This window comes from Streptomyces pyxinae (assembly GCF_024756275.1).
Taxonomy (GTDB): domain Bacteria; phylum Actinomycetota; class Actinomycetes; order Streptomycetales; family Streptomycetaceae; genus Streptomyces; species Streptomyces pyxinae.
In genome coordinates this window covers 189,581-201,493 of the sequence record NZ_JANUGQ010000011.1, presented here as the reverse complement: position 1 = coordinate 201,493, position 11,913 = coordinate 189,581, and the positions used below count along the sequence as shown (strand labels likewise).

The following is an 11,913-nucleotide window of genomic DNA, read 5'->3' as shown; positions in this document are numbered from 1 at the left end:
GCGCCTTCCGGCGGCTTCCGGCGACCACCCGGCGATGTCCCGGTGATTTTCCGGCGACCTCCCGGGCGTCCCGCCTCGTGCGCCACTCGGCTCCCACCGCCGAACATACCCCTCCCACCTGCGCAAACGATGACTTTGACCGGCCATAGCAACGGCTTGGAGGGGAGGATTCCGAGGCGGTCTGGCGCCCTGGCGCCGGGCGGGGCAGACTGACCGGCGGGGCGTATTCCCGGGAAGTCCCGAGCGCCGGTCCGTCCCGGCATCCCGTGCCGTCGGCTCCCCGGCCGGCGGGGCCCGTGGACCTTTCCGGGCCTTCATCGGTGTGCGTACGAGCGGGGAGAGCCATGAGCGAGCCGGAGTTCAGTGCCACGGGCGTACGGATCGAGCGGTGGCCGCGTTCGCTGACCAGGGCGGGCGAAGTGCTGATCCAGGACGGCAAACTGGCGCTGCTCACCAGCTATGGGCGGGTGATCGACAGTGCGCCGGTACGGGCCGTCCGGGCCGGCCGGCCGTGGTTCGGCACGCGCGAGGACGCCACGGTGGCGCTCAACGGCACCCGTTACCGGCTCACCATGGGCCGGGACGGCCGCCGTCGGCCGGACGGCCCGGCGCTGGCCGGCCGGTTCCTGGACGCGGTGCGCCGGGCCGGCGGCAGCCGCGGCTGACCGGCCGCCGGCCGGCCGCCCGGCGGCCCCGGAGCGGCCCGCGTACCGGGCGGGTGCTCCCCACCCGGCGGTTCCGCCGGGTATCGCGGGTCCGCCGTACGGACAGCGGTGCCCCGGGCGTGCCCGGTGACTCGGTGTGCCCGGCGGCTCGGGCGTGCCGGGGGTCGCCGTACCGGAGCACCTTGTACGGCATCCAATGCCACAACGGCCGGGCGACCGGTCGCCCGAAAACCACCGGGGCCGGTGCGCCGCGAGTTGCGAAGAGTTCACCCACGGTCCACGCTGGACGGACATCACTCACGGTGCACCGGCGGTGACGCTGAGACCCAGCCCGCCGGGCCGGCCCTCTGCTGGATACGATCCTCCGTCTTCTTCCGGACCTCACTTCGGGGAGTCGCAGCTGTGATCAGCCAGGCAAGCAACAGGCAGTGCACGGTGGAGCTCCAGGCCCTGCCGTCACGGATCGGCCAGGTCCGCAGAATCGTTTCTGCGCAGCTGCGCTACTGGCACCTCGATCCGCTGATCGAAAAGGCGGCGCTCGGTGTCACCGAGCTGCTGACCAACGTCCACCGCCACGCCCAGCCGGACAAGGTGTGCACCGTCGAGATCGAGCTGCTGCTCGACCGGCTGACGGTCTCGGTCCATGACCACGATCCCCGGCTGCCGGAGGTCAACCTCTCGGATCCGCTGGCCACTTCGGGGCGCGGGCTCGCCCTGATCGAGGCGGTGAGCGAGAGCTGGGGCGCCCGGCCCGGTGGGAAGGCGGGCGGCAAGATCGTCTGGTTCACCCTGCCCGCCCCCGCCGCCACTCCCCTGCCCGTGCCACCCCTGCCGGTCTACGGGGCGGCCACCAGCGGCCCGTTCACCGATCCGGTGCCCTTCGGGATGGAAGACGTGCTGGGCACGGCCGATCCGGTGCGCGACACCGCCGCCGCCCGGTCCGCGGTGGTGGGCTGACCCGGCTCCGGCGTCCCCGCGCGCTGGCACCCCCCGCGCGCCGCCGGCCCCGGGCGTCATTCCCGGACGGGTGCCAGGGTCAGATAGGCGATCCCGAGGACACCCCGGTAACCGTCGAGCCAGCTCGCACGCTGCCGGTCGACGCGCTGCCCGATCCCGGCGGCCGAGGGGTGGCCGGGATGCGCGGCGAGCCAGCTCTCCGTGTCCTCCCGGTAGCCCGACTCGAACTCCTCCCACTCGTCCTCGTTCGCCGTCTCGATCCGGACCGGCCGGAAGCCCGCCGTGACGGCCCGCTCCACGAGGCCGCCGAGCGACGGATGGTCGTCCGCCCGGGCGCCCGGCCACATGGCCGCGAGCTCGGCCGGGGTCGGGGCGCGCTGCCAGAAGCCCTCACCGAGCAGGACCCGGCCGCCCGGCACCACCAGCCGGCGCAGCTCCCGGAGTACTTCCGCCAGGTCGTAGGGGCGGTCCGGGTCGCGGAGGGCCTGTCCGGCACCGAGGCAGAGCACCAGGTCGGCAGGGCCGCGCGCGGTGCGCAGGGCGCTCTCCCGGGCGAAGGCGACCCGCTCCGCCAGCCCCCGCTCCCGGGCCAGCCGCCGGCCCCGGGCCAGGTCCTCGGCATCGATGTCGAGCCCGGTCCCGGTGGCCCCGGGCAGCGCGGCGAGAAGCCTGAGCAGCAGTTCGCCCCAGCCGCAGCCGATGTCCAGCACGGTGGCGGGCCGGCCCGCCGCCAGCCGCGCCACCAGCCGCCCGGCGCGGGCCTCGGAGAGCGGTCCGTGGAAGGCCAGGCCGGTGAGCCGGGGTGGCCCGTGCTCACCGCCGGGGGCGGCGGGCTCGTACGGGGCGGGGGCGGCGGGTGCGCCGGGTCCACCGGAGGCGTGGTTGTCGGTCATGGGCGGCGACCGTAGTACCCCGGCGGCCGGGCCCGCACCGGAATTCCCGGGCGCCCCCGGGGTCGTACGGCAGCGGAGAGCCGTACGGGCGACCCGGCGGTACGACGACGGCGGCGGGGTCCGGCGGGCTCACCGGTCGTACGACGGCGGCCGGGTCCGGGGCGGGCACCACGCTCGTACGACGACGGCCGGCGGCTCGGACCGGAACCCCGGTCCGTACAACGGCGGCCGGGTCCGGGGCGGACACCACGCTCGTACGACGACGGCTGGGGTCCTCGGACCGGACACCCGCCCGTCCGGCGCGGCGGGGGCTCAGTCCGGCCGGCTCAGGGCGGTGAGGGGGTCGTCCAGCACCGGCTGCCAGGCCAGTTCGGCGGCCCCGGCGAGGCTGTTGTGGTCGAGCGCGCAGCCCAGGATCGGGACTCCGCCGCTGCGGCCCCACAGGCTGCGGTCCGCGACCACCGCGCGCAGCCGTTCCGGGGCGGCGGCCAGCAGTTCGCGGTGGAGGCCGCCCAGGATGATCCGGTCCGGGTTCAGGATGTTGACCAGCCCGGCGAGCCCCAGCCCCAGCCGGTCCACCAGCTCCTCGGTGGCGGCCCGCACCGCCGGGTCGTCGCCCTCGTCGCGGAGCAGGTCGCGGGACTGCTGGAGCAGGGAGACCTCGGGGCCCGGGTCGCGGCCGGCCGCCGTCAGGAAGGCGAGCGGGTCGGCCTCGACGTCCAGACAGCCCCGGCTGCCGCAGTGGCAGGGGCGGCCCTCGGGGTTGACGGTGAGGTGACCCACCTCCAGGGCCAGGCCCGAACTGCCGGTGTGCAGGCGGCCGTCGAGCACCAGGGCGCCGCCGACGCCCCGGTGGCCGGTGGCGACGCACAGCAGGTGCTGGGCGCCCCGGCCGGCCCCGTGCCGGTGCTCGGCGAGCGCGGCGAGGTTGACGTCGTTGCCGGTGAAGGCGGGCCCGGTGAGGCCGGCCTCCCGTACCAGCCGGGCGAAGACGTCCCGGACCTCCGCCCCGGCGGGCCAGGCGAGGTGCAGCGGGTTGAGGGCGGTGCCCTCCGGCTCCGCGACGGCCGAGGGGACCGCGAGCCCGGCGCCCACGCAGTGCCGGCCGCTCGCCCGCAGCAGCTCGGCGCCGGTGGCGACGACGGCCGCGAGGACCTGGGCGGGGTCGGGCGCGATGGTCACACAGCCGGGCGCGGTGGCCACGATCCGCCCGCCCAGGCCCACCAGCGCGGCCCGGAAGCCGTCGGCGTGGATCTGCGCGGCGAGCGCGACCGGCCCGTCCTCGTCCACCGCGAGCCGGTGCGACGGGCGGCCCTGGGAGCCGGCGGCGGCGGGCCGGGAGTCGACCCGGATGAGTCCCAGCGCCTCCAGTTCGGCGGCGACGGCCCCGGCGGTGGCGCGGGTGACCCCGAGTTCGGCGGTGAGCACGGCCCGGGTGGGCGCCCGCCCGGTGTGCACGAGTTCCAGGGCCGGGCCGAGTGCGCTGCGGCCCCTGTCCAGCCGGTTCCGGGTCGTGGTCGCCTTGCCGTTCATGAGGCGAGTTTCCCATGATCCGGGAGCCCCCGGCCGCCCGTCCCACTCCCCCACTGCCGGACCGGCCGGCTCCCCGCTGCCGGACCGGCCGGCTCCCCCGGCCGCCCGTCCCGCTCCCCCCACTGCCGAACCGGCCGGCTCCCCCGGCGCCGGCCGCCCGTCTCCCTCCCCGTCACCGGGCGGACCGCGCCGCTGCCCGGCCCTCGGCGGTATATCCGTTCGACAGCACCCGGCCGCCGGTCCGATGCTGGGCCCCGCCGTGCGTCCGCGTCCGGACACCGGCGCCCGTCCCGGCCGGGCGGGATCCTCCCGTACCGGCCGGATCATCCACACTCCCCGAGAGGGCCGCCGGTGAATCCCACCATCCGCCACATCACCTTCGACTGCACCAACGATCCTTATGAGCTGGCACAGTTCTGGAGCGCTCTGCTGGGCCGCCCGCTGGCGGACGACGACAAGCCGGGCGATCCCGAGGCCCTGATCGCGGATCCGGACGGCGGCCCCGGCCTGCTCTTCGTCCGGGTGGAGGAGGGCAAGACGGCCAAGAACCGACTCCACTTCGACCTGGAGCCCACCGGCCGCACCCGGGCCGAGGAGGTCGAGCGCGCCCTCTCGCTGGGCGCCCGGCTGATCGCGGACCGCACCCGTCCTGACGGCGGCGGCTGGGTCGTCCTGGCCGATCCCGAGGGCAATGAGCTGTGCGTCGAGCGCGGGGAGCGGGACCGCCCGGCGGCTTCCTGAGCCTTGCGCCCGCCGTGCCCCGGGGGCCACCCACCCGGGGGGGGCGGCGCCGCCGGTCGGGGTCCTACTTGGACTCGACCCGTCCGAGCGGGCCGGAACCGGCCGCCAGGATGTCACTCACCTCGTCCCAGGCGGTGTCGCCGGGGTGGAGCCGGGTTCGCAGATAGGCCCAGGTGGACCGCTGGACCGCGGCCACCCGCTCCGGGCTGTCGTCGGTGGTCTCCGCCACGTCGTATCCGGAGATCCCGCCCAGACCGTGCTCCGCGCCGAAGAGGGTGAGCAGGGACTTGGGACCCGGGGAGAGGACGTACGGGTCGGCGTGCCAGTCCGGTCCCCGGACCGTCAGGTGCGGGGACGCGTCCTGGTCGCCGACGACCACGAGCGCGGGCGTGGCCATCGTGGTGAAGTCCGTCGTCAGGAGGAACGGGAGTTGCTCCGCCGCCCACGGGCTGAGTGCGTCACCTCCCCGACCGGGCGCGGCGAGCAGCACACCGGCCTTGACACGGGGGTCGGCCAGGTCCGCTTCCGTTCCGTCGTCGGGGTCGGTGAGCCGGGCGCCCAGCAGCAGGCTCGCGGTGTGACCGCCCATCGAATGCCCGGCCACAGCGACCCGGTCGTGGTCCAGCCGCCCGCGGAGCTGGGGAACGGCGGCCTCGATCGTGTCGAGCCGGTCGAGGATCCGGCTCATGTCCTCGGCCCGCGACCGCCAGTACATCGGCGCTCCGGGGGTACCGGGAGGCAGGCTCAGCGTCCGCGAGCTCAGATGGGTGGGCTGGATGACGACGAAGCCGTGGGCCGCCCAGAAACCGGCGAGCGGGGCATAGCCGTTCAGGGAGGACAGGTGGTGGGAGTGGCCCTGGCCGTGCGAGAGAAGGATGATCGGCAGATCGCCGCCGGTCAGTGGCGCGGAGACCCGGACCTCCAGATCCACCGGCCGCCCGGGGACCGGCAGCACCACCGGGCTGACCGAGACGACGGGGCTCGGCAGGCCGGAGTCACCGGTGGGGAAGGCTGGTTCACTGACGGAAAAGGCTGGTTCGCTCATCACGTGCGTCCCTTCGAGGGCCTCGCCCACCGGCGTCGGCGCGCCCGGCGGGAGAACGAGGCATACAGGAGTGTCCGGCTCCGCTAAGATTAAGCGGAACGTCGCTCCGATTAAGATACGGAGCGCTGTTCCGCTTTGTCAACGGCCGCCGAAGGAGCGCGTGGTGACCCCTGCCAGTCAGCCCGGGAAGGTGCCGGCCCGCGCCAGACGAGCCGACGCGCTGCGCAATCAGCAGACACTGCTCACCGCCGCCGCCGAGGTGTTCGTCGCCTCCGGGGTGGACGCGCCGATCCGCGAGATCGCCGCCCGGGCGGGCGTCGGAATGGGCACCATCTACCGCCACTTCCCGACCCGGGCGGACCTCGTCGTCGCCGTCTACCGCCACCAGGTGGAGGCCTGCGCCGAGGCCGGCCCGGCGCTGCTGGCCGACGCCGGCTCCCCGTTCGCCGCGCTCCGCCAGTGGGCCGACCTCTTCGTCGACTTCCTGGTCACCAAGCACGGCCTCGCCAACGCGATGCGGTCGGACAGCGGTGGCTTCGAGGCGCTGCACACCTACTTCCTCGATCGCCTGGTCCCCGTCTGCGCGCGGTTGCTCGACGCGGCGGTCGACGCCGGGGAGATCAGTCCCGGTACACACGCCTATGAACTGATGCGCGGCATCGGCAATCTCTGCGCCGGCGGCGACGACCCCCGCTACGAGCCCCGCCGACTGGTCGGGCTGCTCCTCCAGGGCCTGCGGCCGTCCCGGCCGTCCTGAGCCTTCCACCCGCGCGAGGCGCGGTGGCACGATCAGCGCACCATTCGGTCACAGCCGCTGTGACCACCCGTCCGTTCACCGACGCGAGGAGCAGAGATGAAAGCTGTCGTGATCAGAGAGTTCGGAAGCCCTGACGGTCTGGCGGTCGTCGACGTGCCCGCACCTGTTCCGGGCCCGGGACAGGTGCGGATCACCACGGAGGCGATCGGGGTGGGCGGCGTGGACGCCGTGATCCGCCGGGGGACGCTCGCCGCGTACGGCTTCCGGGAAGGCCATCTCCTCGGCAGCGAGGTGGCGGGACGGATCAGCGCGCTGGGAGAGGGCGTGGACGCCTCGTGGCTGGGACGGCGGGTATGGGCGTTCACCGGCCTCTCCGGCGGGTACGCCGAGCAGGCCGTCGCCCCGGTCGAGGAGGTCCTTCCGCTGCCCGACGGCCTGGCCGGCGCGGACGCGGTGACGCTCGGCGGCTCCGGTGTGGTCGCCCACTTCGCCCTGGACCGCGCGCGTTTCGCGCCCGGCGAGACGGTGCTCGTGCGGGGTGCCGCGGGCAGCATCGGGATCACGGCGGTCCAGCTCGCGGCCCGGGGCGGTGCGGGCGCGGTGGCGGTCACCACCTCATCGGCGGAACGCGGCGCCCGCCTGCGGGACCTGGGCGCGACCCAGGTCCTCGACCGCTCCGGCGAGGCCGGCTCCGACGCGCCGCCGGACTCCGACGTGCCACCGGGCTTCGACGTGGTGATCGATGTCGTGGGAGGTCCCGGGCTCTCCCTCTTCCTGGACAGGTTGAACCCCAACGGGCGGTACATGGCCGTCGGCGTGGTCGGCGGGCAGCCGCCGGCGGACTTCGGGACGCGGCTGATGAACGCCTTCCGCAAGTCGCTGTCGTTCGCCACCTTCAGCGCCGACACCGTGCCCGGCCCCGACAGACAGGCCGTGCGGTCCTCCCAGTTCACCGAGGCCGCACACGGGGACCTGCGTACGGTCGTGCACGAGGTGCTGCCACTGGACCAGGCGGCGTCGGCCCACCGCGCCATGGACGCGGGCAAGGTGTTCGGCAGGATCGTGCTGGCGCCGTGAGCCACGCGTACGGTGCGCACCCGGGTGCCGGGCACGGAAGGACGATAGCCCGCCAACTGCGTTCGATTTCCGCGTGGTTCATTTCCTCGTCCGTATGCCGGACTGCTACGGTGCCCCACGTTGTCAGCGGCTGCGAGACGGTGGCCGCGCCACGGCATCCGTGTTCTTCGTGTTCTTCGTGTCCGCCGCGTTCTCCTCGTTCCCCGTGCTCTCCGTGTGCGCCCTCCTAATGCCCTGCCCTTGCCTCGCATTGGAGCGTTGATGCCCTTCTCAGGCGGTCTGCCTCAGTCCTGGAGCGCCGTGGCGTCGCGGTTTCCGGCACCCGGACCCGCGGCGGGTTCTCGCTGATGGTGGGCTACCACCCGGCCGGCCGGGACACCGCTCTCTACGCGGCGGTACAGGACGTGAAGGCCGGGCACTGGATGCGGATGCGGCAGGTGCTGGCCCAGACGGAGACCTGGCGGGAGTGGACCGCTCGCACCCAGGTGCTGGGTGTGGCGGCCGCCCGGCGCAATGTGGTCGAGTTGTGGTTACAGGAAGAGCCGAGGAGTGCCGCCGCCCGGGTGATGCACGCCAGGGTGACCACCGAGCGGGCCCTGGACGCCCATCGCAGCAGCCAGTCGGCGGAAGACCCACGGCGGGTTCAGCGACTGGACGAGCTGGCGGACAGAGCCCGGCGGGCGTGCCGCAGGGCGGATGAGGTGAGCCCCGGGGACCCGGTGGCCCCGATCTGTTCGCTGGCCCTGGCCGAGACGGATACGTCCGGACGCTTCCCCGAGCACCATGTGGCCCCACCGCCGCCGGATTTCCTGCTTCCCCACGGCCCGTGGGGACTGCTGGAGGCGGCGCACCGGCGGGACGGGTTCAGCCGCGAGGCGTGGCACCGCATGCTCCGGGTGCTCCAGGTCGGCCCCGGATCGGCGCATCTCAGCCGGCGGGCGGTCGCGATGGACTTCGCCCGCTGGTCGGTCTCCAGGGCGCCGCTCGGCTCCCCCCTGCTTCTTCTGCCCCTGTACGCCCATGCGGAGGAGTACCGGGCCCGGCGGAACAGGGGTGGCGTCATGCTGAGCCTCTGGTGGGTCAGTGAGTCCATCACTCCGGCCATCGCCAAGGCTTTTGAGGGCTGGTTCAGCCGTTGTGACCCGGCGGCCGGTTCCGCGACCGACCTGAACTATCTGGCCCACGCCCTGACGGCGGGCGGTTTCCTCAAGGAAGCGGCTGCCGTGTTCGAGGCCATCGGGGACTTCGCCACCCCGGCCCCGTGGCAGTACATCGCGCCCGGCCCGGACCGGTGGTGGGAGGAGTTCGAGGCGGCCCGCAGCGCCTGCCTGCGGCGGCTCAAGCCGCCGCCCAGCGCGAGAAGGCGCCGGTGAACACCTGTGGGATCCTGCGGCCGGGCGCTGCCGTGTCCCGCTGACGGCCCGGCCGCCGCCCTACCCCCCTTTCCCCTCTGTGTCCTCTGTGTCCCTTTGTATCCCTTCCCTGCGGAGATCCTCGATGCGTACATCGGCACATGCGCGACAGCGGCGGTCCGAACCGCTCGACAACGACGAGCGCATACTCAAAGAGCTGGGCTACAACCAGCAACTGCACCGGCGCATGGGGGCCTTCGGTAACTTCTCCGCTTCCCTGTCGGTGATCTCCATCATGTCCGGGACGCTGCTGCTCTTCGGCTTCGGCCTGAACAGCGGCGGACCCGCCGTGGTGGTGTGGGGGTGGCTCGCCGTGGGGCCGCTGGTGCTGTGCCTGGCGGCGGCACTGGCCGAGATCACCTCCCGCTACCCCACCAGCGGCGGTCTGTACTACATGGCCCGCCAACTCGGCGGTGAGCGCTGGAGCTGGTACACCGGCTGGCTCAACCTGCTGGGGCTGCTCGGCGGGATCGCGGCCCAGGACTACGGCATCGCGACCTTCACCGCCGCCTGGGCGAACCTGCAGTTCGGCTTTGTGCCGACACCGGGGTCCCTGCTGGTCATGTACGCGGTCATCCTGGCGCTGCACGGGGCCCTGAACCTCTTCGGCAGCCGGCTGATGAACATCCTGACCTCGCTCAGCGCGTGGTGGCATCTGGCCGGGGCCGTCGTCATCGTCGGCGCCCTGACTCTCGTCCCCTCCCACCACCAGCCGGCCGGCTTCGTGTTCTCCGAGTTCACCAACAACACCGGCTGGTCGAGCCCCGTCTACGTGGTCCTGCTCGGGATGCTGCTGCCGTGTTTCGCCCTGGCCGGCTACGACACCTCGGCCCACCTGAGCGAGGAGACCAGTGGCGCTTCCGTGGCCGCGGCGCGCGGAATCATCCGCTCGGTGGCGGTGTCCTGGATCGCCGGCGGTGTCCTGCTGATCGCCTTGCTGTTCGCCGTCCAGGACTACGCCGGGACGCTGGGCAGCCGGTCCGGGGTCCCGGTGGCGCAGATCTTCCTGGACGCCCTGGGGGTGGCGGCGGCGAAGGCGCTGCTGCTGGTGATCATCGTCGCGCAGGTGCTGTGCGGCTACACCGTGACCGCCTCCGCCAGCCGCATGATCTACGCCTTCGCCCGGGACGGCGCCCTGCCCGGCTCGGCGCGCTGGCAGAAGGTCAGCCGCCGTACGGCCGTCCCGGCCAACGCCGTCTGGCTCGCGGTCGTTGTCGCCTTCGTCCTCGCCCTGCCGTCCCTGTACTCGGCCACGGCGTTCTCGGCGGTGACCGCGATCTCCGTCGTGGGCTTCACCCCGGCCTACGCCATCCCGGTGCTGCTGCGGCTGCGCCACCGGGACCGGTTCACCCCCGGGCCCTGGCACCTGGGCCGCTGGAGCCGGCCGATCGGCCGGGTGGCGGTGCTCTGGGCGGCCGCGGTGACCGTGCTGTTCCTGCTGCCGCAGTCCAGCCCGGTCACCGCCACGAGCTTCAACTACACACCCGTCGCCCTGCTGGTGGCCCTCGCCATGGCCGCCGTGTGGTGGCGGTTCGGACGCCGTTCCTACGGTGTGCCCCGCTCCAGCGCGGCGAACGCCCACGACCAGCTCGAAGAGGCCGAAAACATCATCTGACCCGCACGACGCACATAGGGTCTCCGCTCAGGAGCCTTGACCAGGCTCCATACGTCCGTCGCCCAGCCACGTCATGGAGGCACCGTGACCGTTCCCGCGGAATCCCTCGAATCGGTACAGCAACTCGCCACGGCCTGGCGGACCATCGTGCTCGGCCGCGACGCGGACGCGGACGTGCGCGACCTCCCGGGCATCGCCGTACGCTGGGCGGACAGCCGGTTCGGGTTCTTGAACTGCGTCACCCTGACCGAGGCGGAGGCGGGAGCGGGGCCCCTCGCACGTCGTCTGGGTGAGGTCGCGGACATCATGCGGGCAAAGAAGCACCCGGGCTTCCTCTGGCTCTTCGAGGACCTTCTCGACGACGAGGCCCGCTCGGCCCTGGAGGCGACGGCCGAGCAGGCCGGCCTCGCATACGCCTTCCCCGGTACGGGCATGGCCGGCGATCTGCTCCCCATCCCCGAGCCGGCCCACCCCGACCTGACGTTCGCCCGGGTGAGCACCGACGAGCAGGTACGGGCCTACGCCGACCTCCAGGCGCTCGCGTACGGGCTCCCCCTGGAGGACTGCCGCGAGGGCATGGTCGGATCCTCCGCGCTCTGGAAGAACGAGGTCCACGCATACCTGGCCCTGCGGGACGACGAACCGGTGGCGGGTGCCACCACGGTCGAGGCGGACGGCCGTCTGTTCGTCGCGTTCGTCGCCACGGCCCCGCGGTGGCAGGGCAGGGGCTACGGCGAGGCGGTCACGCGCAAGGCGCTGTACGAGGGTGCGCTGGCCACCGGGCTGACCCGCGCCACGCTGCACGCCACCGCCGCCGGAGCCCCCGTGTACCCACGCATCGGTTTCCAGCCGAACACACGCATCCACTTCTACGGCCTGAAGGCCGCTGACCCGATGTGATGGCCGGGACCGCGCCCCCGCGAATCCGGCTCGGTCTCCCCCCAGTGCGCAGCGGCCCGCCCGGCTGCCGACCGTCCCCACGGTGGGACGAGCCGGGCGGGTGCTGGTGAGGTGGCTACGCGTCGAGCGGCTCGGCGGCGTCCTCGTCGCCGTCGCCCTCGCGGTCGGCGTCGTCCTGGTGCTCGACGGTGTCGGGCTCGACGCGCTCCGGCTCACCGGACGGGCTGATCGGCTCCTCCGTGGTCTCCGGCTCGGTGGACTCGGTCATGGGACTGTTCCCTTCTCTTTCTCAACTCCCGGGCCCGGGTGGGCACGAGA

General features: G+C 73.6%; 12 protein-coding genes. 8 read left to right on the top strand and 4 right to left on the bottom strand.

Going from position 1 to position 11,913, the window contains the following annotated elements; all coding sequences use genetic code 11:
- Positions 1-344: 344 nt before the first annotated feature.
- On the top strand, positions 345-665 hold the full coding sequence (locus tag NX801_RS15325) for a hypothetical protein (protein WP_258788260.1): 321 nt from the start codon (positions 345-347) through the stop codon (positions 663-665).
- 402 nt (positions 666-1,067) lie between these two features.
- Positions 1,068-1,622, top strand: coding sequence for an ATP-binding protein (locus NX801_RS15320; RefSeq protein ID WP_258788259.1), 555 nt, complete (start codon positions 1,068-1,070; stop codon positions 1,620-1,622).
- 56 nt (positions 1,623-1,678) lie between these two features.
- Here the strand turns inward: NX801_RS15320 and NX801_RS15315 are convergent, their stop codons facing one another.
- On the bottom strand, positions 1,679-2,515 hold the full coding sequence (locus tag NX801_RS15315; RefSeq protein WP_258788258.1) for an SAM-dependent methyltransferase: 837 nt from the start codon (positions 2,513-2,515) through the stop codon (positions 1,679-1,681).
- 312 nt (positions 2,516-2,827) lie between these two features.
- Positions 2,828-4,048, bottom strand: coding sequence for an ROK family protein (locus NX801_RS15310; RefSeq protein WP_258788257.1), 1,221 nt, complete (start codon positions 4,046-4,048; stop codon positions 2,828-2,830).
- Positions 4,049-4,399: 351 nt separating this feature from the next.
- Between NX801_RS15310 and NX801_RS15305 the strand changes: the two genes are divergently transcribed.
- A complete protein-coding gene (locus NX801_RS15305) occupies positions 4,400-4,789 on the top strand; it encodes a VOC family protein (protein ID WP_258788256.1) in 390 nt (129 codons plus the stop codon).
- A 64-nt stretch (positions 4,790-4,853) separates the two neighbouring features.
- On the opposite strand, the gene NX801_RS15300 is transcribed toward NX801_RS15305, so the two are convergent.
- The gene (locus NX801_RS15300) at positions 4,854-5,834 is read right to left on the bottom strand and encodes an alpha/beta hydrolase family protein (RefSeq protein WP_258788255.1); all 981 of its coding nucleotides are present in this window, start codon (positions 5,832-5,834) and stop codon (positions 4,854-4,856) included.
- A 163-nt stretch (positions 5,835-5,997) separates the two neighbouring features.
- Between NX801_RS15300 and NX801_RS15295 the strand changes: the two genes are divergently transcribed.
- The 5 genes from NX801_RS15295 to NX801_RS15275 all read left to right on the top strand — a co-directional run bounded on the left by NX801_RS15295 (position 5,998) and on the right by NX801_RS15275 (position 11,595).
- Positions 5,998-6,591: a TetR/AcrR family transcriptional regulator gene (locus NX801_RS15295; RefSeq protein ID WP_258788254.1), complete on the top strand. Its 594-nt coding sequence runs from the start codon at positions 5,998-6,000 to the stop codon at positions 6,589-6,591.
- A gap of 96 nt (positions 6,592-6,687) precedes the next feature.
- Positions 6,688-7,668 (top strand): zinc-binding dehydrogenase, encoded by a 981-nt coding sequence (locus tag NX801_RS15290; protein ID WP_258788253.1) that lies wholly within the window; start codon positions 6,688-6,690, stop codon positions 7,666-7,668.
- Positions 7,669-8,015: 347 nt separating this feature from the next.
- The gene (locus NX801_RS15285) at positions 8,016-9,041 is read left to right on the top strand and encodes a hypothetical protein (RefSeq protein WP_258788252.1); all 1,026 of its coding nucleotides are present in this window, start codon (positions 8,016-8,018) and stop codon (positions 9,039-9,041) included.
- A gap of 124 nt (positions 9,042-9,165) precedes the next feature.
- Entirely contained in the window at positions 9,166-10,695 is a 1,530-nt protein-coding gene (locus NX801_RS15280; protein WP_258788251.1) for an amino acid permease, read from the top strand.
- A gap of 84 nt (positions 10,696-10,779) precedes the next feature.
- Entirely contained in the window at positions 10,780-11,595 is an 816-nt protein-coding gene (locus tag NX801_RS15275) for a GNAT family N-acetyltransferase (RefSeq protein WP_258788250.1), read from the top strand.
- A 115-nt stretch (positions 11,596-11,710) separates the two neighbouring features.
- Here the strand turns inward: NX801_RS15275 and NX801_RS15270 are convergent, their stop codons facing one another.
- Complete coding sequence (locus NX801_RS15270; RefSeq protein WP_258788249.1) at positions 11,711-11,863, bottom strand: hypothetical protein; 153 nt, start codon at positions 11,861-11,863, stop codon at positions 11,711-11,713.
- Between the last annotated feature and the right edge of the window lie 50 nt (positions 11,864-11,913).